Annotated in this window: 22 protein-coding genes; 14 read left to right on the top strand and 8 right to left on the bottom strand. The window is 58.0% G+C overall.

Translation table 11 applies throughout. The annotated features are described in order from the left end of the window. Nucleotides 1-330: hypothetical protein (locus tag Mhypo_RS18370; protein WP_206074921.1), on the bottom strand; the 330-nt coding region annotated here is incomplete at its 3' end. A gap of 136 nt (nt 331-466) precedes the next feature. On the opposite strand from Mhypo_RS18370, the gene Mhypo_RS13365 reads away from it, so the two are divergent. The 6 genes from Mhypo_RS13365 to Mhypo_RS13340 all read left to right on the top strand — a co-directional run bounded on the left by Mhypo_RS13365 (nt 467) and on the right by Mhypo_RS13340 (nt 6578). After that, a complete protein-coding gene (locus tag Mhypo_RS13365) occupies nt 467-1276 on the top strand; it encodes a polysaccharide deacetylase family protein (protein WP_170148302.1) in 810 nt (269 codons plus the stop codon). 730 nt (nt 1277-2006) lie between these two features. After that, on the top strand, nt 2007-3416 hold the full coding sequence (locus Mhypo_RS13360) for an exopolysaccharide biosynthesis polyprenyl glycosylphosphotransferase (protein ID WP_170148301.1): 1410 nt from the start codon (nt 2007-2009) through the stop codon (nt 3414-3416). After that, nucleotides 3417-4184: a WecB/TagA/CpsF family glycosyltransferase gene (locus Mhypo_RS13355; RefSeq protein ID WP_119341787.1), complete on the top strand. Its 768-nt coding sequence runs from the start codon at nt 3417-3419 to the stop codon at nt 4182-4184. Between the two features lie 11 nt (nt 4185-4195). Next, complete coding sequence (locus Mhypo_RS13350) at nt 4196-5185, top strand: NAD-dependent epimerase/dehydratase family protein (protein ID WP_119341786.1); 990 nt, start codon at nt 4196-4198, stop codon at nt 5183-5185. An 89-nt stretch (nt 5186-5274) separates the two neighbouring features. Then, nucleotides 5275-5940, top strand: a complete 666-nt coding sequence (locus tag Mhypo_RS13345; RefSeq protein WP_240637254.1) for a M23 family metallopeptidase — start codon at nt 5275-5277, stop codon at nt 5938-5940. 14 nt (nt 5941-5954) lie between these two features. Then, a complete protein-coding gene (locus Mhypo_RS13340; protein WP_240637253.1) occupies nt 5955-6578 on the top strand; it encodes a M23 family metallopeptidase in 624 nt (207 codons plus the stop codon). Nucleotides 6579-6847: 269 nt separating this feature from the next. Here the strand turns inward: Mhypo_RS13340 and Mhypo_RS13335 are convergent, their stop codons facing one another. The 3 genes from Mhypo_RS13335 to Mhypo_RS13325 form a co-directional block, all read right to left on the bottom strand. Further along, entirely contained in the window at nt 6848-7993 is a 1146-nt protein-coding gene (locus Mhypo_RS13335; protein ID WP_119341784.1) for an MFS transporter, read from the bottom strand. Nucleotides 7994-8097: 104 nt separating this feature from the next. Then, nucleotides 8098-8598 carry a cupin domain-containing protein gene (locus tag Mhypo_RS13330; RefSeq protein ID WP_119341783.1) on the bottom strand — a complete coding sequence of 167 codons (501 nt, stop codon included), beginning with the start codon at nt 8596-8598 and terminating at the stop codon, nt 8098-8100. 95 nt (nt 8599-8693) lie between these two features. Next, nucleotides 8694-9209, bottom strand: a complete 516-nt coding sequence (locus Mhypo_RS13325) for a metal-binding protein (RefSeq protein ID WP_119341782.1) — start codon at nt 9207-9209, stop codon at nt 8694-8696. A gap of 332 nt (nt 9210-9541) precedes the next feature. Here Mhypo_RS13325 and Mhypo_RS13320 point away from each other — a divergent pair, with 332 nt between their 5' ends. From Mhypo_RS13320 to Mhypo_RS13305, 4 genes are all read left to right on the top strand, one after another. Continuing rightward, a complete protein-coding gene (locus Mhypo_RS13320; RefSeq protein ID WP_170148300.1) occupies nt 9542-10105 on the top strand; it encodes a TetR/AcrR family transcriptional regulator in 564 nt (187 codons plus the stop codon). Further along, entirely contained in the window at nt 10102-10596 is a 495-nt protein-coding gene (locus Mhypo_RS13315; protein WP_119341780.1) for a CarD family transcriptional regulator, read from the top strand. The genes Mhypo_RS13320 and Mhypo_RS13315 overlap by 4 nt, the downstream gene beginning before the upstream one ends. A gap of 97 nt (nt 10597-10693) precedes the next feature. Continuing rightward, nucleotides 10694-12142 carry a circularly permuted type 2 ATP-grasp protein gene (locus Mhypo_RS13310; protein WP_119341779.1) on the top strand — a complete coding sequence of 483 codons (1449 nt, stop codon included), beginning with the start codon at nt 10694-10696 and terminating at the stop codon, nt 12140-12142. 121 nt (nt 12143-12263) lie between these two features. Beyond that, nucleotides 12264-13184 carry an alpha-E domain-containing protein gene (locus Mhypo_RS13305; protein WP_119341778.1) on the top strand — a complete coding sequence of 307 codons (921 nt, stop codon included), beginning with the start codon at nt 12264-12266 and terminating at the stop codon, nt 13182-13184. Between the two features lie 85 nt (nt 13185-13269). On the opposite strand, the gene Mhypo_RS13300 is transcribed toward Mhypo_RS13305, so the two are convergent. The 3 genes from Mhypo_RS13300 to Mhypo_RS13290 all read right to left on the bottom strand — a co-directional run bounded on the left by Mhypo_RS13300 (nt 13270) and on the right by Mhypo_RS13290 (nt 16156). Next, complete coding sequence (locus Mhypo_RS13300) at nt 13270-14106, bottom strand: transglutaminase family protein (RefSeq protein ID WP_119341777.1); 837 nt, start codon at nt 14104-14106, stop codon at nt 13270-13272. Between the two features lie 55 nt (nt 14107-14161). Beyond that, entirely contained in the window at nt 14162-15109 is a 948-nt protein-coding gene (gene rbsK / locus Mhypo_RS13295; protein ID WP_119341776.1) for a ribokinase, read from the bottom strand. A gap of 114 nt (nt 15110-15223) precedes the next feature. After that, entirely contained in the window at nt 15224-16156 is a 933-nt protein-coding gene (locus tag Mhypo_RS13290; RefSeq protein ID WP_119341775.1) for a nucleoside hydrolase, read from the bottom strand. A gap of 77 nt (nt 16157-16233) precedes the next feature. Here Mhypo_RS13290 and Mhypo_RS13285 point away from each other — a divergent pair, with 77 nt between their 5' ends. Both Mhypo_RS13285 and Mhypo_RS13280 read left to right on the top strand, forming a co-directional pair. Further along, on the top strand, nt 16234-17250 hold the full coding sequence (locus Mhypo_RS13285) for an alpha/beta hydrolase family protein (protein ID WP_119341774.1): 1017 nt from the start codon (nt 16234-16236) through the stop codon (nt 17248-17250). A gap of 53 nt (nt 17251-17303) precedes the next feature. Beyond that, the gene (locus tag Mhypo_RS13280; RefSeq protein ID WP_119341773.1) at nt 17304-17567 is read left to right on the top strand and encodes a hypothetical protein; all 264 of its coding nucleotides are present in this window, start codon (nt 17304-17306) and stop codon (nt 17565-17567) included. Between the two features lie 93 nt (nt 17568-17660). On the opposite strand, the gene Mhypo_RS13275 is transcribed toward Mhypo_RS13280, so the two are convergent. After that, nucleotides 17661-18449 (bottom strand): DUF547 domain-containing protein, encoded by a 789-nt coding sequence (locus tag Mhypo_RS13275; protein WP_119341772.1) that lies wholly within the window; start codon nt 18447-18449, stop codon nt 17661-17663. A 63-nt stretch (nt 18450-18512) separates the two neighbouring features. Here Mhypo_RS13275 and alr point away from each other — a divergent pair, with 63 nt between their 5' ends. Next, nucleotides 18513-19625 carry an alanine racemase gene (alr, locus tag Mhypo_RS13270; RefSeq protein ID WP_119341771.1) on the top strand — a complete coding sequence of 371 codons (1113 nt, stop codon included), beginning with the start codon at nt 18513-18515 and terminating at the stop codon, nt 19623-19625. A 73-nt stretch (nt 19626-19698) separates the two neighbouring features. Beyond that, nucleotides 19699-20019 carry a DUF3208 domain-containing protein gene (locus Mhypo_RS13265; protein ID WP_119341770.1) on the top strand — a complete coding sequence of 107 codons (321 nt, stop codon included), beginning with the start codon at nt 19699-19701 and terminating at the stop codon, nt 20017-20019. The last annotated feature ends 409 nt before the right edge of the window (nt 20020-20428 follow it).

Raw genomic sequence — 20428 nt, 5'->3', positions numbered from 1 at the left:
CAGCAGGTTATGTCCCCACACCGCAGCTTTATCACTGTTGGAGTACACCCGATCCACTCCCTCGATCCAACATCCTTGATGGGCTACGGGAACCAAGTCCACCCCCAGGTACATCCCCTTGGGGGCTGCTTCCAACCGTCGCCCTCGACTGGACTGGTGGGGTTTGGCTTCCTGTCGTAGCAGGCGACAGCTATAGCTGGGGCTATACCCTATCGTTCCACTGGCTGCTATCGCGCTGGGGGTTTTATGGGCTGATTGCAGCAAGCCCAACACATAGCCTTGTTCCCATTGTTGCAAACGCGATAAACTACACTGTACGTCTTCAAACATCGTACAGAAGTACCGTGCTGACCGGATCCTTTGCAAGGACTCTCGGCACGGTTCTTCTTTATGACGACCTTTTCAGGGGCGGGTCAATCTCTTGAAAACCACCTCATCTAGACGCATTCACAAAGTGCGCTCCTTGTTGAATGCCTGTTTCAAGGTTTTAGATCGGACCGGATGGATATCTTCCAATCGCACGGTGGTGCTGGCCTATCACTCTATTCGCCCCCCAGGACTCTACCAATACTCAACCTCAGCGGCGCTGTTTGAAGCCCATCTGGAGTGGCTGGCTGCCCATTGTGCGGTAGTGGGGTTCGATGAAGTGTTGTTGTCAGCAAAACAACCCCTGGGCAAGCCGAGGGTGGCCATCACCTTTGATGACGGCTACCGAGACAACGTGGAAATAGCGCTGCCCTTGTTGCAAAAGTACCGATTGCCTGCTACATTTTTTGTCACCACAGGATTGCTGCAAAAAGATTCTTCCACTTTGAATCATCTGGCTACTTATTTTGGAAATTCCATTAAGGCCATGGGGCCACTGGACTTTTCGGGCTTGCAAATATTGGATGCTGCCGGTATGACGATTGGCGCCCATACCCATACCCACCGCAACTTGCGCCAGGTTTCACCCAAAGAGCAGCATGAAGAACTGCACAAAAGTCGAGCTATTCTGGAAGATGCGCTGGGTAAGGCAGTGTTGACCATGTCCTACCCCTATGGCCTTCCTGGTTATGCGGTGGATTCCAGGGTATCACGGGCAAGTCTGGAAACAGGTTATCGGCTAGCAGCCACCGTGCATTTGCGCGCAGTCAGGCCTCTGGACAACCCCAGTCAAATTCCACGCTTCGTAGTTACCGACGAGAATCTACAAGACTTGAGAACGATTGTTTTCGGCGGTATGGATGTCGTGGGCTGGTATCAGGATGCTACTTTTAGCTTGTTGCGCAAGTAATGTTTATGGTTGGCTTATGGGTTGACAGTCTATTTGCGCATAGTTTAGGGAAAGATAGATTGGGTATTTTTGCGTCCCCATGCTATGTTTTAGCTACTTTACCGATATGACTTTTGTGCCGATAAAGTGCTATGTTATACCAGATTCGGCTAGTTCGTCACCCTTTGGTGACGAACTAGCCCGACCGAAGTTATCCGCGTAGCGGAGGGCGATACCGCCCCTTGGAAGGGTAAGGCTTTTTTCGCCGACCGTCAGGGAGGGGTGTGCTCTAGGATTCAAAAAGACAGCCTCTGGTGTTTTTGGTTTTGTAAACTGTATTTTTGAATCCGGTATTACCTAAAATACGTTGCGATACTGATAAATACAAATACAGCACTATTGCATAATGATAAATTAATAGTGGTAAACTTTTGTGGACTTGGGTAATGGCAAATGCGTTACTGGTTGTAATCCCCTTCTAAACGATTTATGTATGCTCTGGAACGAGTTTTTGCAACAAGCTCTTCTTCGCATTTATATCCAATCGGCGTTATGCGGTCGTTACTGCGTTAAAAATGCTGGATTTTCCATAGCATTTTGACAGCAATGCTCTACCATTTTTTCATATTTTCGCCGGTGCTGTGTGAAAGCGTTCGCATACAGCTACCCATTTGGACGAGAGGAGGTTATGGCGCAATACGGTGGGTCTTGGACAGTTACAAAAGAAGATAGCCGTCGTATTGAGGCTTTGTTGAGCAAGCCGAGCTCTACATGGGTACCAGCTATTCTGTGGCTGACAGATGTATTGGCACTCGAGCTTTCGCTGGGCCTGGCTGTACTCGTGCGTGAGGTTCTCTCAGGGCTTTGGCCCCACTCCCTGACCTGGAACGATTATGCCCTTCTGGGCCTGATACTCGCCGCCTTCCCGTTGGGTTATCTGTTTTGGGCACTGTATCCTGGCTACGGCATTCATCCAGTCGAACGAATGCGCCGCACCTTTCTGATTACCGTTTTGCTGTTTGCTCTTATGGCGGTGGTTTTTGCCATTTTGCCGGCTACGCGAGCCCTGGTGGGCCTGGTGCTTATTGCGGGCATGTTTGCCGTGCTGCTGGTGCCTCTTTTGAATGCGTTGGCTCGAGAGCTCCTGATTCGAGCGAGCTGGTGGGGTTATCCAGTGGTGATTTTAGGAGCCGGTCTGATTGGGTCAATGGTGGCTCGAGCCCTCCAGCAGGAGCGCTATCTGGGTATGGTTCCGGTAGCCTTTCTGGACGACGATCCCAATAAGCAGCATCGTTTAATTGAGGGGGTTCCGGTGATAGGGGGCCTTGATCGGGCCGAGCAGGTTAGCGAGCTGGGGGTCAAGGAAGCCATTGTAGCTATCTCGAGCATCGGGCGGGCCGAGCTCAAAAAGCTGGTTCATCGCCTTCCCTTTTTGCACGTTACCGTGGTGCCGGATTTGGGCGAGCCCACCATCGATTGGTTTGCAGTGCGCAGCCTGGGGCGTATTCACGGTCTTGCTGTGCGCAAAAACCTCCTGCTGCCGCGAAATCGAGCCATGAAATGGTGGATGGATCGCTTGCTGGGCTGGCCGTTGTTCGTGTTCAGTCTGCCACTGATATGGCTGCTGGCTTTGTGGATCCGCCTGGTTAGCCCGGGTTCGCCCTACTTCACACAGACCCGAGAAGGCCTTGCGGGTAGACCCATTAATATCCTCAAGCTGCGTACCATGTATCCCGATGCAGGCCAGCGCCTCGAGCGCCACCTGTCCGAGAATCCTGAGGCCAAAGCCGAGTGGGAGCGCTCCTTCAAGCTCAAACGAGACCCGCGCATCCTGCCCGGCGTGGGGTTCTTTCTGCGCAAGACCAGCCTGGACGAACTCCCCCAGCTTTACAACGTGGTGCGCGGAGAGATGAGCCTGGTGGGGCCGCGCCCCTTTCCGGCGTATCACCTCGAGCACTTCTCGCCCGAGTTCCGCGAATTGCGTCATAGTGTGTTGCCGGGCATTACCGGCTTCTGGCAGGTGCTGGCCCGCTCCGATAGCGATCTCAAACTACAAGAAGAACTCGATACCTACTACATCCGCAACTGGTCGCCGTGGCTGGATGTGTATCTACTGTTCCGTACCGTGATGGCGGTGCTGGGTTCTAAGGGGGCATATTAAATGATTGAGCGAACCAATGTGCTGGGGGTGGGCATCAGTGCCATTAACATTCCGATGGCGCTCGAGGTTCTGGATACCTGGATTCGGCAACAACACCATACCTATGTTTGCGTCACCGGGGTGCATGGGGTTATGGAAAGCCAGGCCGACCCAGAGTTGCGGCGTATTCATAACCAGGCCGGGCTGGTTACGCCCGATGGTATGCCGATGGTCTGGATGAGTCGCCTGGCCGGACACAAGCATGTCGACCGGGTGTACGGCCCCGATCTGATGCTGGCTGTTTGCGAGGCTTCTTTGCAGAAGGGATACCGCCACTTCTTCTATGGCGGCAACGAAGGGGTGCCAGAACAGTTGCGCGATAAGCTTCAGGAGAGGTTTCCGGGCTTGCAGGTAGTGGGTACCTATTCCCCTCCCTTTCGTCCCCTGACCCCCGAGGAGGATGCGGCCATCGTGGCCCGGATCAACGCGGCCCGGCCCGACATCGTTTGGGTGGGCCTCAGCACCCCCAAGCAGGAACGCTGGATGGCTGCCCACCTGGGCAAGGTGCAGGCCCCGGTCATGATCGGCGTTGGGGCTGCCTTCGACTTTCACGCCGGCCTCAAGCCGCAGGCCCCACGCTGGATGCAGCGGAGCGGGCTGGAGTGGTTCTATCGCATGGTTTCTGAACCCAAGCGGCTGGCCCGGCGCTATTTGCAAAACAACCCCAGGTTTGTGATGGCAGTGCTGATGCAGTTGCTAGGCCTGCGTCGCTACAAGCTAGATATCTGAGGAGGAAAGGCATGAAAACAGCTCTCGTTTGCGGTGCAGGTGGATTTATTGGTGGGCATTTGGTCAAGAAGCTCAAAGCTCAGGGATACTGGGTGCGTGGTGTAGACCTCAAACGCCACGAGTTTGCGGAAAGCCCCGCCGACGAGTTTGTGGTCGGCGATCTGCGCGACCCCCGCCTGGTAGCCCAGGTGATTGACCGCAAGTTTGACGAGGTCTACCAGCTGGCTGCCGATATGGGGGGTGCCGGTTTTGTTTTCACCGGCGAGAACGATGCCGCCATCATGCACAACTCGGCCCTGATCAACCTGAATGTACTGGAGGAGCTACGCCACAAGGGGGTGGGGAAGGTCTTTTACTCTTCTTCAGCCTGCATTTACCCCGAGTACAACCAGCTCGACCCCTCCAAGCCCGTCACCGCAGAGGACTCGGCCTACCCTGCTATGCCGGATAGCGAGTATGGCTGGGAGAAACTCTTTAGTGAGCGGCTTTACTTTGCCTATCATCGCAACTATGGGATGGATGTGCGTGTTGCTCGCTTTCACAACATCTTCGGAATCGAGGGCACCTGGGAAGGGGGGCGCGAGAAAGCGCCTGCGGCCATGTGCCGTAAAGTAGCCGAGGCCCCCGAGGGTGGGGTGATAGAGGTATGGGGCCCCGGTACCCAGACCCGTTCTTTCTTGTATGTCGACGAGTGTTTGGAAGCCATCGAGCGCTTCATGCGCAGCGACTACATTGGCCCCCTTAACATTGGCTCGGAAGAGATGATCAGCATTAACGATCTGGCCCGCATGACCATCGAAATTTCCGGTAAAAACCTCAGCATCCGCAACGTTCCTGGCCCTACCGGCGTACAGGGTCGCAACTCCGACAACACCCGCATTCGTGAGAAGCTGGGCTGGGCCCCTCACCGCCCGCTGCGCGAGGGAATGGAGCGCACCTATGCCTGGGTGGCCGAGCAAGTGGCCAAGAAACAGAAGGCCAAAGAGGCCATAGCACAATAAAACCGATCTAGATTTGACTCCCGGCTTCGGTCGGGGGTCTTTTTTGCGCTTCTAACCCAACTTTCAAGGCTTTCCGTCAAGCTACAAGGGTGCGCTGGATTATCTGGATGGCTATTTTTAGCCTGTTGTGTTCGCTAGTTTTGGCGCAGAAATTGCGTTATATCCCCACCCAGCCTTATGTTCGCGAGGTGGGCGAGTGCAATCCGGCCCCGCCTCCACGAAACCCCAGTGAGCAGTCCAGGTGGGAAGAATGGCCGGGCTATCGGGAGCGCATTGCAAGGCTGGCCCCGCATCTGTTGGGCGAACCCGACCCAGCTTTACTGATGCCCGTGCAGGGGGTTCGGGTGCGGCAGGTCTGGGATAGCTTTGGGGCCATTCGCCCTGGAGGTCGCCGCCACGAGGGGCAGGACATTTTCGCCCGGCGGGGTACCCCGGTCTATTCGGCCACGGAAGGCTTTGTACTGCGGATGGCCTATGGCCCGGTGGGGGGATTGCAAATTTTCGTTCTGGGGGCAGGTGAGAAGCGCTACTACTACGCTCACTTTGACCGCTTTGCCCCAGACCTGCGGGAGGGAGACTGGGTAACGCCCCAAACCCTGCTGGGCTACGTGGGCAATACCGGCATCGCTCGAGGTACGCCGCCCCACCTGCACTTTGGCATCTACGAGGGGGGGCGCGAAACCTGCGACTACCGGGCCCTCGACCCCCTCCCCCTGCTGCGTGACCGCAACTGGCAAACCCTGTCAGGGCGATAAGGAGTCCACTCTTCGTGAAGAATGTCCTCTTGTTGCTGCTTTTATTCGCCCTGTGTGCTTGCGTATGGCCGCGCTCGAGCCAGCAAGACCCTGGGAGCGAAGCACCTGACGAAAGCCCCGGAACCGGCTGGACGCACTTTGACGACTACACCCGCCTGCTGGTGCAGCCCCCCGATAGTGAACTCCTGATGCCGGTGCGGGGTGTGCGGGTGCGTCAGGTAACCGACACCTTTATGGCGCCCCGCCCGGGTGGGCGCTTGCACGAAGGCCAGGACATCTTTGCCCCCAGGGGAACGCCCATCTACTCGGCCACCGAAGGCCTGATTATCCGGATGGGTTATGGGCAGTTGGGTGGGCTCTACGTGATGGTCTTGGGGCCAGGCGGGCGGCGCTACTACTACGCCCACCTCGACCAACATGCCGATGGCCTGCAAGTAGGTGATCGAGTCACACCCCAGACCTTGCTGGGTTACGTGGGCAACACCGGCAATGCCCGCACCACACCTCCGCATCTGCACTTTGGGGTGTATGGGAGTTGGTGGCGTTCGGACGAGCGGGTAGTTAATCCCCTACCCTTATTGGTCAACCGTAACTGGCAGACCCTGGAGGCTCTCGAGGAAAATTCCAGTAACCCGTAGAGAAAGGCCGAAAGCCAAAATGCGCACGATCGCTGCTCGGCTCGGCATAACGCAATGATGCTGCAATACCTGCTTGTTCACATCACAGAATTGATGACTTGTCGCGCCCTTCACAGACGTTGCCACCCGCGAAAACGAGAATGCGCCTGCGCTCAGATGCACGTTACGCACCCAAGCGTGGACCGGGCCCGGCCTTCCGGGCGGCAACGGTTCTGTCTCGGATGGAGGATTCTTGATTCTCGGGAGGCTCATTCTATGTGAAGAGCGCTCTAACCTGTTCTGGGCCGCAGCAGTTCTGCCAGCAAGGCAATTACCACCGCCAGCCCCGCTACCAGCGCAAACGACACCCGCAGCGAGGTGGCGTGGGCAATCAACCCAATCACCGGCGGCCCCACCAGAAAGCCCAGGTAGCCCAGGGTCGCTACCGAGGCCAGTGCAACCCCGGGCTCAACCCCTGGCACACGCCCCGCCGCGCTAAAAGCCAGGGGAAACAGGGTGCAGTAGCCCAGCCCGATCATCACAAAACCCAGCATGGCCACCTCCGGGCGGGTAGCCAGCAATGTGGTAACAAAGCCAGCCGCAGCGAACAGACCGCCTCCTCTGGCCAGGGCCACCGGGCCGAAGCGGTGGGTGAGGGCATCGCCGGTCAGGCGCCCCAACACCATCGCCACCGAGAACGCCGAGAAAGCCAGTGCCGCCACGGCTTCGCTGCTGCCGACCACTTGCTTCATGAAGACCGCGCTCCAGTCGGCCACCGCACCCTCGCCCAGGCCGGTGCAGAACACGATCAATCCCAAACCCAGGAGCACGCCTCGAGGCCATACAAAGCGCGGCCCACTGGGGGCGGGCCGAACCTGTATCAGATACCGAATAGCCCACAGCATCAGCAGTACCGAGACGGCTGTCATCCAGGTGAAAAAAGGGAGTGGTTCCATCCCGGCGGCTGCGGCTGCACCGCCCAGCGCAGCCCCCACCAGGCCCCCCAGGCTAAAGAGCGCGTGGAAGCTGGACATGATGGGCCTTGCGTAGCGTTTCTCGGTCTCCACGGCCTGGGCGTTCATCGAGATGTCCATGGCGGCGTTGGTGAAGCCAAACACGAACAGTGCAAGGGCCAGTGTCCAGCCACTGGGAGCCAGGGCCAGTAGCGGCAGCGAAAAGCAGTTGCTAAGAGAAGCGAACGTCAGTACCGGGCGGCTGCCCCAGTGGGCAATCAGCCAGCCAGTGAGGGGCATGGCCAGCACCAACCCCACCGGTGCGCCCAACAGCACCAAGCCCAGCTCACCGGTATTGAGGCCCAGGCTTTGCTTGATAGCCGGGATGCGCGAAACCCAGGCCGCCAGAATGAAGCCGCAAACAAAAAAGGTCAGGTAGATGGCGATTCTGGCTAAGGGCAGGTGGTCTGGTCTGGGAGGCATCGCATTCACCGCAAAAGTCCTTTCATGGACAGCTCTATTGGCAAGACATCCATTAGTAGAGCCCTACTCCAGCGATGACCCACGCTCACTACGGAGCGCAGGGCTCATCGGGTCAGCCTCTGGATCAGGTTGCGGTGCTGGGGGAATTGTTGAGCCAGTTGTTCACGTTGGGCCAACTCAAAGTCGGCAAAGTCGAAACCAGGGGCCATGGTGCAGCCTACCAGGGCGAAGGTCTCGGGTGCATCCAGGCTGGCTGCAAACCAGTAACCGGCGGGAACGACCCCCTGGAAACTTTGCCCCTGGCCGGGGTCAGGGCCTAGATGCAGGCTGGAAAGCTCCCCTTCAGGCGAAATCAGCCATAGGGTCAGTGAACTGCCGATGTAGAAATGCCAGACTTCGTCGCTTTTAAGCCGATGTAAGGCCGAAAAATCCGGGTATTCCAGCAGGAAGTAGATGGCAGTGGAAAAGGGCCGCTGGCCCGTATAGCGGTGGGGCAGGTGTGGTTTGGCGATGGACTCGCCGGCAATGTAAGTTTGGCGATAAAAGCCACCCTCTGGGTGCGGTTCTAACCCCAGATGATCCACCCAAAATTTCGCACCATTCATGAAGAATCTCCTGCCTTGCGGCCAGATTGGTCACAGGTCAACAGGTCGGTATTCATCGAGGGTCAGGGCTACGGACATGTCCCAATGGGTGATCTCTAGCGACGGCGCTTGCCCGAACGTAGTAAGCCTGAATCGGGCCAGATGCCATCGGCGATCAGGTGCAGCCACTGCGAGGCATAATACCCCAACACCAGTGCCCACAAGACTTCCTGGGGTGGTGCTTTTAGCTGGGCTTGCAGGTTGAAATTGAGGCCCACATAGCCCGTAATTGCGGTGATGATCCAGTACAGCACCACCCCCATCGCACCTAGGTACAGCAGGCGCGTTAGGGGACCCACAATCCAGGTGTGCGAAAGCCCCCGGTGGGCAAACATCCAGCCGTAGGGAACCCAAAACCAGCCCAGCCAACCCCAGCGCCCCTTAGCCCGCACCTGTTGTTCAGCCAGGTCCAGGTCAGGAGTAATCAGAAAGGTGCCGATCAAGAAACTGCTAACAAAGGCGACTGCAATGGGTTGGGAAACAGCAACTTCCTTCTGATAGACCCAATAGGCAGCGGAGGCCAAACCCAACACGCCTATATTGATGGCTTCGTGAACACGACCCGATGGCACCAGTGTAGTTTACGCGTCTGGATGGGGGAGTATGGCTTCAAGCGAACAATTGCGGGAAAATGACTGGTCCACCGGGGGGCCTTTGGGAGGATGGTTTACGATCCGGAGCTTTTGTATACTTATGCGAGGCGTTCCCGATAATTTTGTTTTTATCGGAATGTATGTTAATTTGCTGGGTAGTAAAGTAAATAAAAAATCTCCTCAAATGAATCGCTAGATATCTGACCAATTTCGAGAAACCCTTATTGGGACGGTAATACTAGATATGACCAAGTTTCTATACTGGATCGGTCTCATCTATACCCCTTGGGGTTCTGGTACACTTTGTAGCCGTGACCGTGGAGGCTCGGACTGCCCCCAAACGCGAAGCAATCCTCGAGGCAACCATCCGAGTCCTAAGAGACCGGGGGTTGTCGGGTCTAAAAGTCGAGGAAGTAGCCAGGGAAGCCGAAGTCGGCAAAGGCACGGTTTATCTTTATTTCCAGGATAAACAAGACCTGCTGAAGGCGCTGGTTGAGCACCATACCTTCTCCTACTACCAAAAAGTAGAAGAAGTGGTGAACCAGAATGGCTCCTTTCGCGACCGACTGGCCGAAGTGTTGCGGCTTCGCATCGCCTGGGTGGAGGAGTGGCGTGGTTTGTGGGCAGCGGTAGCACGTGAAGCCCATCCGATGGATACCACCGGTTGGCTCAGGGGCATGCACGAGCACTACCAGCATCTGCTGGAAAAGCTTGTGCAGGACGGCAAGATCAGAGGAGAGGTTCGCGCTGAACTGGACACCAGTCTGACTGCTGCCAGTATCGCAGCCCTGGCCTGCAACCCGCAGCTCGAGTTTCCACGGGAAGCCTACCTCGAGCATCTGCTTGGGGTGTTGTTGAAAGGAGTGGCGTTGTGAGCGAATACCGTCCAGGAGATAAGGTTGTGTTGCCGCCGTATGGCGTAGGTGTGGTGGCGGGGATCGCCCAGCGTTCGGTTGCTGGTTCAGACAAAAGCTATTATCAAGTGGACTTTCCCGGAACACGTTCCAAAGCCTATGTACCCGTAGAAGCCCCGCAAACCACCCGTCTGCGCCGGGCCTTGTCACCGGATCAGGTGAATGAAATCCTGGCCTTGCTGCGCGAGGGCCGCCTGCCCCTGCCCCGTCAATGGGCAGCCCGTCACCGCAAAACCACCGAAATCCTGGCCGATGGCGACCCTTTCCGTATCGCTACCCTGGCGGGTCAGCTCAGGGCCTGGGAACTCGAGAAGGGCCTGCCTGATCTTGACCGCCAGGCCCTGCGCCGGGCCATGCATCTCCTGGCCGAGGAAATTTCCCAGGTCTTGGAGATGAGCCTGGACGAAGCCCGCAAGCTGTTTGAAGAGACCGTGGGCGAAAGCCTCAACTAACCCCATAGCTAAGCAGGCTTTTGAAGAAGCCCCGCCTGCGGGGCTTCTTTTGGATCTCCCTTCTGGATAAATATTCGCCAAACGATATAATCCCTGCATGAAGCAGGCAGCGGGCTGGTTTACGGGCTACAAAAGCCCGGTATTCGATGAGGTATTCGATGCCGAAGGCAAACCCCGTAAGCACTACGTGGAAGTGGTGAACCGCTTCAACGAACTGAGGCTCGAGGACTTCCAGCGCCGCCGGGCCCTGACCGAGCTAGCTTTTCGCAACCAGGGTATTACCTTCCAGGTTTACGGCGACCCTTCGGCTGCCGAGCGGCCTTTCCCGCTGGATATTCTTCCAAGGGTTATTCCGGCTTCGGAGTGGCGGGTGGTGGAACAAGGGCTCATTCAGCGGGTCAAAGCACTCAACTTGTTTCTGAACGACATATACAATGGCCAGCATATTCTTTCAGATAACGTGCTGCCACCGGGGCTGGTCCTCAACCATCCGCAATACTACCGGCAAGTACATGGGGTCAAGCTGCCACACGCAGCCTTTACCCACGTGGCCGGGATTGACCTTGTGCGCGACGAGAAGGGGCAGTACCGGGTCTTAGAAGACAACCTGCGTACCCCCTCGGGGGTTTCGTATGTACTCTCCAACCGCCGGGTGATGAGCCGGGCGTTTCCCCAACTGCTGTCCAAAGCCAGAGTTCGCCTGGTCGAAGACTACCCCGATATGCTGCTCAGCACGCTCAAGAGCTTGTCGCCCCGTGATGTGGCCGAGCCTTGCGTGGTGGTGCTGACCCCTGGCCCTTACAACAGCGCCTACTTTGAGCACATGTTCCTGGCGCAGCAGATGGGGGTGGAACTGGTGGAAGGCTCCGATCTGTTTGTGGATGAGGGTCGGGTCTGGATGCGTACAACTGCAGGTCGGCAACAGGTAGACGTGATCTACCGCCGCATAGACGATGACTTTTTGGATCCCACGGTCTTCCGGCCCGACTCGGTGCTGGGGGTACCGGGGCTGGTCAAGGTCTACCGCGAAGGTCGGGTGGCGCTGGCCAACGCCATCGGCAATGGAGTGGCCGACGACAAGGCGTTGTACGCCTATGTGCCCCGCATCATCAAGTATTACCTGAACCAGGAGCCTATTCTGCCGAATGTCGAGACCTATATCGGGGCTGAGCCCGATGGGGCCGACTACATCCTCTCGCACGCCGCCGAGCTGGTGATCAAGAAAGTGGATCAGTCGGGGGGATATGGAATGCTCATTGGGCCACACGCCAGTAAAGCGCAAGTGGCTGAGTATATCGAGAAAGTGCGGGCTGAGCCGCATAATTTTGTAGCCCAGCCGGTGGTGGGGCTTTCGACCAGTCCCACCTTTGCCGAGGATACCCAAACCTTCGAGCCACGCCACATTGACCTGCGCCCCTTCGTATTGGTTGGGGAGAGCATCAAGGTGTTGCCCGGTGGGTTGACCCGGGTGGCGCTCAGGCGGGGTTCGCTGGTGGTGAACTCGTCGCAAGGTGGGGGGTCGAAGGATACATGGGTGCTGTCGTGAAGGGTAGTCAGAGGGGACGGGGGGTAGGGGAGAGGGGGAGAGCGTTCTTTGCAGGCGTATTTCATTGCTGTTTTGGCTTTGCTCTCGCCCCTACTTTTTCTCTGCATCAAACGGAGTTGTTATGCTGAGTCGAATAGCTGAAAACCTCTACTGGCTGGGCCGTTACATTGAGCGAGCCGAGAACACAGCGCGTTTGCTGGACGTGAATTACTATGCGGTGGCCGAAGCTCCAGTGGAGGGGATCGCGCCCGGCTGGTGGGGACGCATTCTGCGGGCATTGGAGGTGGAAAACCTTGAACCCACCGAAGAAACCGTGGTGCAGTGGCTGGCCTTCGACTTACAAAATCCCAGCAGTATTCGCAGTTGTGTCTGGCGGGTGCGGGAGAACGCCCGTACCACCCGTTTTTATCTGAACCTGGAGATCTGGGAACAGGTCAACCGGCTTCACAATCAGTGCTATCACAACACCGAGCAAGTCATGGCCCAGGAGAGTTTGCACGAATATTGTGTGACGGTACGAGAAGCCAGCCACCAGATCATGGGCATTGCCGAAGTGACCCTGCCGCGTGATCTGGGCTTTTACTTTATGCGCTTGGGGCGCTACCTCGAGCGTTCGGATAACATGCTGCGGGTGTTGCAGGCCTATATTGGCGGGGGCGAGATGTCCAGGGAGGCCGAGATTCAAAACCACTTCAACCGCTCACTCTTGCGCAGTGTAGGCGCACTGGAAGCCTACCGCAAGGTTCATCACAATACCCTCGAGCTGCCCCGCATCGGCGAGTTTCTGCTTTTGAACAGCGGCTTTCCCCGCAGTGTGCGTTTCAGTGTGGATGGCCTTAAGCGGGCCGCTGAGGCGGTGCGTCGCCACAGCGATGGGGTGGGTAAGGAGGCCGTCCGCAAGGTAGGTAAGCTCTCCGCCACGCTGGAATATCTAGAAAACGCCAACCAGGTCTTCAAAAAGCGCGACCCCGATCTGGAGGAGTTGCTAGAAGAACTGGCCGATATTCATGCTGAACTGAGCCGGGTGTATTTTGGCTACTAATGCAAGCGGACGCTAGCGCATCAGATTCCTTACTTCGCTTCGCTCCATTCGAAACAACAGCGACAAAAACCAACTTACCATTCCTTTAGCTCCTGGTGAGTGGTGTTTGCAAAGACTCCACTTTGACCAGCACATTGAGGCTTTCCTTGCCCCCACCTCGCCGCAGCCCCTTGAGCGGTGGGCAATCGTCGTAGTCGCGCCCGTGGGCTTTTTTGACGTACTGTTCGGTGATGGTGGAGTTGTTGGTAGGATCGTAGCCACACCAGCCCGAGCCGGGAACAAAGGCTTCAACCCAGGCGTGGCTACCCTCCGAACCTACCCCCGTGGCCAGATACCCCGAAACGTAACGGGCTGGGATGCCCACACTGCGCAGGACGGCCAGCATGGCCTGGGCATAATCCTGACAAACCCCCGCCCGACCCTCTACAAACTGGATCAGGGGGGTGTCTACCTGGGTGGCTTGGGTGTTGTAGCTGAGGATGCGGTTGAGGTGTTCGGTGACTTCCAGCAGGTAACCGTGCAGGTCTTCGCTGGGTTTGGGGCGGCGCACCTCCAGAAGCTCGAGCCAGTTGTGGTGCAGCGGTATGCGGGGGGTGGGCGCTAGAAATTCAAAAAAACGCGATTCCAGGCTGCTCAATACCTGTACCGGCACCGAACTTGGTTTTGGAACCGCAAATGTGACCACTTTGGCCTGCATTTCTATCCGCAGTTGCTTGTGGGGTCTGGTAACGTGAAAATCGTAGACCCGGTTGTGGAAATAGTCCTGTCGGCTGCGGGGCATCGATTCGGGTGTAATGCTCAGACGGAACTCCAGGAGCCCCTGGCGGTGGTCGTCTACCGGGTAGAGCCACAGCTCATTGAAAGAGTCCCGCGCTTCATCGGGGTAGAAATACTCCGTCAGATGGTATACCGATAACAACACGGCTAATAGCCTATCAAAAAATGCTGAAGGGGTAGGGTCAGACTATAGGCTTTACTTAGGACTCGAGCCTCGCGTTTACATCGTCACGCCAGGGCAGCGAGGCCTGTGCACCAACCCTGGTGGCTGCCAGTGCTCCGGCCACGCAACCCAGCCGGACTGCCTGTGGCAGGGTCTTCCCTTCACAGATCGCTGTAGCCAGCGCACCGATAAAAGCATCCCCCGCGCCCGTGCTGTCTACCGCCTCAACCTTGAAAACCGGCTGATGGCCCCAACCCTCGGGCCCAACCCATACGGCCCCTTGCTCGCCGAGGGTAATCACCACAGTAGGGGTTTTCTCGGATAGCACCTTTGCTACCTCGAGGGCCATTTCGGGCGAATCGGGCAAGACCCCGGTCAGGCCCAGGGCTTCGCTTTCGTTGACCACCAGGATATCTACATACTCGATCAGCTTATCGGGTAATTTCTGTGCCGGTGCAGCGTTCAGAACGACCCTGGCCCCAGCCTGGCGGCCCAGCTCGGCCGCGCGGCGCACCGTATCCAGGGGAATCTCGAGCTGTAGCACCACCACCCGCGCGCCCTCGAACTCGGCAGACGAGAGGTTTTCGGGCCTCAGGCGGTGGTTGGCCCCTGGCGAGACGATGATGGTGTTTTGCCCTTCTTCGTTCACCGCAATAAAAGCCACACCGGTGGGGGCCGCGATGGGAATGGTGGCGTTTACGTTGATGCCCTCACGCTTGAGCGCATTGCGGAGCTGGTTACCAAACTCATCCTGCCCCACCCGCCCAATCATCCGCACCCCTGTGCCCTGGGCGACTGCGCTGGCTCCTTTAGTGGTTGGCGCGGCGCGACCCAGCATACGGGCCGCCGCTACCGCCTGGTTGGCGCCTTTGCCCCCGTGGTGGGTTTCGTAGTCCGAGCCCAGCAAGGTCTCGCCCGGTAACGGATGCCGCTTGACCCTTACCACCAGGTCCATGTTGATGCTCCCCACCACTACGATGCTCATGGCTCATAGCTTACAAGGGCCCAAAGCCCAAGGCCCACTAAATGCCGGTTATAGGCTAATCAATGCGGAGGGTTCGGGGTTGAGTGCCCGATTGCTCGAAGGGGTTTTTGGCCATCAGCTTTTGTAGCGCCCAATGCGCTCTACCAGCAGATCGTAGAAACCCTCGACGTCGATCTCGAGGCCCACCTCGCAGTTGGGCTGCTTGCCGGTTACGCGCCAGTAGTCGCAGACCGTGCGGCCGTAGGCCAGCCCCTCGTTGGCCTCGATTTCCACGTTGAACAGGGCAGTTTTGAACAGGTCGGGCCGCAGCAGGAATGCCACCGCGCAGGCGTCGTGGATGGGGGCCCCGTCCCACTTGTAGCGCTGGATGTGGTGCTCGCGAAAGAACTCGAGCAACTCCGCCGTAAAAGCCCCTACTCGAGTCCCCAGGGCGCGGAAACGCTCCACCCGGTCCGGGTGGGCCACAGTCTGGTGGGTCAGGTTGAGGCCCATCATCACCAGGGGAACCCCCGCCTCAAACACAATCTTGGCCGCGTGGGGGTCACACAGAATGTTGAACTCGGCACTCGGTGACCAGTTGCCGATGTCAATGGAGCCACCCATCAGCACAATTTCTTGAATCTGTGGAATTATTCGAGGCTCCAGGCGCATGGCCAGGGCAATGTTGGTCAGGGCCCCTACCGGGACTAGGGTGACCTGACCGGGGTATTTGAGCACCTGCTCGATGATGAAATGGACGGCATGCTGGGGCTCGGCCTGGCCGGTGGGGATGGGCAGGTGGGGGCCTTCCAGCCCCGAGACCCCGTGGACGGCCTCGGCGCTGATGCGGCCCCGCACCAGGGGGCGGTCGGTGCCGGCATAGATGGGCACACTGCTGCCCAACACCTCCCGCACCACCAGGGCGTTGCGGGTGGTGCGCTCGAGGCTCACATTGCCATAGACGGTGGTGATGCCCAGTACTTCCAGTTCCTCGCTGGCCAGGGCCAGCATGATGGCGATGGCGTCGTCGTGTCCGGGGTCGCAGTCGAGGATGATTTTGCGTGGCACGAATCACAGCTTATCGCAAAAAATCCGCTGTGCAGAAATAGAGGGCTTTCTGATAGCAAAAAGCGTACAATCACTCCATGCACAAATGGATTGGCCCGATGGTGCTGGTTTGGGGCCTGGCCGGTTGTGCCCCACCCTCCCCGGTGAGCCCCAATCACTGGGAATCGGTGCAAACCCTCTATCAAGATCTATTTTTGCTGCGGGAGAAAGTTTCCTACCGCAGCGGTGACCTCAGAATTTTTGGTCAGATTTGTCGTCCCATCCGCCAGGGACGGTTTCCCATTGTGCTCTGGAACCACGGCGGCTTTGCGGGCCTTCAGGTAGGCGATGAGAATCTTTGTCAGAACCTGGCTTTCTTGGGGTATGTGGTTTTGATGTCCTCCTATCGTGGCGAGGATGGTTCCGAGGGTGGCATTGAGGTCTGCCAGGGGGAGGTGGACGATGCGCTAGAGATGCTGGCCATTGGGCGCACCATGCCCTACGCCAACCCGAACCGGGTGGCGGTGGCTGGGGGTTCGCACGGGGGATGTATCAGCTTGCGTGCGGTGCAGAAAGGCGCACCGGCCCAGGTCTTGATTGACCTTTTTGGCCCTACCGATTGGGTCGCGGAGTACCAACAGCTTGAGCAGCTTGCAGCCTCCAGCGAGGCTACCAGGAAACAGGCGGGCCAAACCCTGCTGGCCTTGCTGAACTCGGCGCTGGGTGGAACCCCCGGCCAGACCCTGCAAAACTACAAGATGCGCTCGCCCATAGAATATGCTGCCAATTTGAGCAACTGGCCCGGTTCAATGCTGGTGGTGCACGGAGCCCTGGACTGGCTGGTTTTACCGAATCAGTCGTGCAATCTGGCCAGGACGGTAGGTCAGTTTACCAGCTTCCGCGTTCAGGCCAACAATACCACCTCCACCACCCCACCGACCGGTTGTGAGGCGGCAGGCCTGACCTGGGCCGGGGGTGAGATACCCAGGGGCAACTGGGGCGGGAAGCGCTATCTGCTGGTCTACGACAACTTTGGTCATGGCGATGGCGAGCAGAGCAACCAGGCCCTACTGGATGCGCTCAACTATCTGGGCAACAAATTTCCTGCCAACTGAGCAGCGGGTGTCCGAGAGATGCCGGGCGGTGTGCAGTACGGTACAATCGCCTTATGCTCGAGGTCAAAGAAGCGGTCAAGATTGCCACCGAATACATCCAGACGCTATTTAGTGAGCGCCAGATTCCCGAACTGCGGCTCGAGGAGGTCGAACTCTCGCCCGACAATCAGTTCTGGGAGGTGACCCTTTCCTTTGTGGTGCGCGAACCCACCGCCTACTTGAGCCTGGGCGATGCAGCCCGCACCCGCGAGTACAAGATTTTTCGCATCAACGCCGAAACGGGGCAGGTACAGAGCATGAAGATTCGCAAAGTTTAGATCGGAACGACTAGCGAGATGGGGTCGTGACCTTCGTGACACCTTTGCTTTGATTAATTTTTGGCCAACCTCCCCAGAAGCCTGGTGAGGTTTTCAGATTGCATTGACGCTCCAGTCGTAGGGCCGATAAACCCAGCGCATCCGGGTAATCTCGCTCACTTCGCGCCCAAGGTGTTGAGCCAGTAGATTTGCGATGCCACGCCGCCCGCCGAAATCGACCTGATACCACCAGAGCAGCCGGGGTAGTTTGAGTGTTTGACCCTGAAATTCGACCTCAGAAAGGAGATATGCGGCTGTGGCCAGGTCGAGCTGCTTCTCCAGGCTCTCCGCCGAGTACACCCCAATGGGCGGGCAGGATTTAGCGCCGCAGTTAAGGGCGAAATGGACTCGAGCATCCAGTGAAAGGCTGTATTGTTGCCGGGGGTCGCCGGGGCCAAACGGTGCAAAAGGCAAGAAAGGATTGCGCCGGTTACCACGCAGAATGCCGTGTTCAATGTCATCAAGGCTCCAGCGATGCCCCCCGATAACCCAGTCTTTACGCAAGAAAAACACCAGCTGGCGTAAGGGATTTTGGCCAGGATGCCCTCGCACAACTACAGCGTGCAGCACCAAAACGTTGTACAGGTTAATCCAGAAAGCCCGTTGTACTTGCTTCAGCCAGGCGGTGGGCTTCAGGCCACGCAGTTGGTGGATGCGGTCTTGCAACTCACGCCACAGGGGGCCGTTTTTTAAATTCGCATAATCCACCAAACGCCCATCCTGCTGTATATGCTGGGCCTTGATGCAGGTGATCAGTTCGCGCAGCTCCAGCGCCCATCGAGATTCGATATTCGAATTTTCTAACACCACAAACCCCGCACCAGCCGAGGGTAAACCAGACATCAAAATCCTTCTGTAGGCACCGATGGCTTTTGGGTCTTGGCCTTTGAGCTTAGACTATCTCTCATGCGCCCGGCCTGGTTGGAAGTCAATTTCGATGCCCTGGCCCACAATTTCAACCTTCTGCGCACCACCGCAGGCCATGTGCAGGTGGTCGGAATCGTCAAGGCCAACGCCTATGGTCACGGAGCAGTGGAGGTGGGTAAGGAATTGTTGCGCCTGGGGGCCTGGGGGCTGGCTGTAGCCACCACCCAGGAAGCCCGCGAACTGCGCAAGGCCGGTATTGTGTCCCGCATCCTGCTCATGGGGAGCCTGCACCCTCAGCAGGCTTCAGAAGTGCTCGAGCTGGATCTAATCCCCTCCATTTCTACCCTCGAGAGTGCCGAGGCCCTCAACGCACTGGGTAAGGCAGTGGCGGTACACCTCGAGTTCGATACCGGCATGGGTCGGGTGGGTTTCCAGCCCGAGGAAGCGCCCCTGGTCAAGGAACACTTTGCTCGCTACGAAAACCTGCTCATCCAGGGCATCTACTCCCATTTTGCCGACGCCGAAGAGGACGAACCCTGGACAAGGGAGCAGATTACCCGGTTTCAGCAGGTGCAGCAGGTCTTTGGACCGGGCTACTTCTATCATCTGTGCAACACCGCCGGTACCATCAACTACGGCGAGTATGGCCTGAGCGCGGTGCGCCCTGGCATCGGCCTGTACGGCCTGCTGCCCAACCTGGGTCTGCGGCCCATAGCCCGCCTGCTGGCCAAACCCACCCAGGTCAAAGAGCTTCCCCCTGGGCGCAGAATCGGCTACGGCGGCCTTTACACCACCCAGGGCCGCGAGTGGATTGCCACATTGCCGGTGGGGTATGCCGATGGCATGCCGCGCCTGGTTTTCAACCGGGCCACCGTTCGCTATTTCCCGGGGCCTGAAGCGCAGCCCCCGGAGCCCTGCATCTGTCCGGTGGTGGGGCGGGTCTCGATGGATCAGATCACCGTCCGCATCCCTGCACCGGTGGGGCTCGATCAGGTGTTCGAAGTGGTCACCCCCGACTTTAACCCTACCAGCAGCCTGTGGGGCTGGGCCGAGCTCACCGGCACGGTGAGCTACGAGCCAGCGGTGCGGCTCTCGCCCCGGTTGCCCAGGGTGTATTTGCGCGATGGGGTTGAGGTCGCGCGGGTAGAGTAGAGGTTTTTTGCAGGGCTGAGCGAAACCACTTTTGCTTTTTGATGCTGCGGCGAAAATCAGATACGTGGCTGCGATGAAAGCCGTCAAACTTTTTCAGGGGTATCTGTGGCACCCCAAAGACCTGGCCTTCGACCCCCGCGAGGCCCTGCCCCGCCAACTAGGAGACGTACACGTGCTCGTGGACAAAGTGCGAGCCCCCATGACCTTTTTCGAGGATGGCACCCCCACCGAGACCCAGCAGTTCTACCAGGTGACGCTGCTGGTGCGAACCGAGCAGGAGCCCGCTGCGCTGAAACCCCTGGCCGAGTCCGTGAGCCGGGAGCTTAGCCCGTACCTCGAGGCCACCCCTCAAACGGTGGGCTGGCAACTACTGGAGGATTTGCGGCAGATTTGATGCAGGGTACAGTGCGCCCTCGCAGATAGCCATCGGCAGACTTCAATGAAAGCTAGCTGCTCTCCTCAACCCTCGCTGTCTTTTCGGGGCACAGGCTGGACGAGGCATCTGGTACAGAGAGACGGTAAATACATGGGGACGCTGGGTCACCAGATTCCTCACGCTGTGCGCAGAGTATTGTCTTGTGATCCTGCCTCAATGAGCAAAACATGACGGTAATCCTCAAGGACGGATTAAGGTCTCCTCATGCACCCAGGGGGTGCCCTGTTCTTAGACTATCAGGACGGGATTTGTGCGATGAACAAAAGCCTTAGCCGATTCTTCCTGGCCCTGGGCTTTGCTGCATTCTTGACGGCTTGCAGTGGCCTCGAGACCCAGGTTCCCATCCCGCCCACCCCAACCCCTACCC

Source organism: Meiothermus hypogaeus (assembly GCF_003574035.1).
GTDB classification, from domain to species: domain Bacteria; phylum Deinococcota; class Deinococci; order Deinococcales; family Thermaceae; genus Meiothermus; species Meiothermus hypogaeus.
The sequence above is the reverse complement of the archived record's forward strand: the minus strand, read 5'-3'. Positions and strand labels throughout refer to the sequence as shown.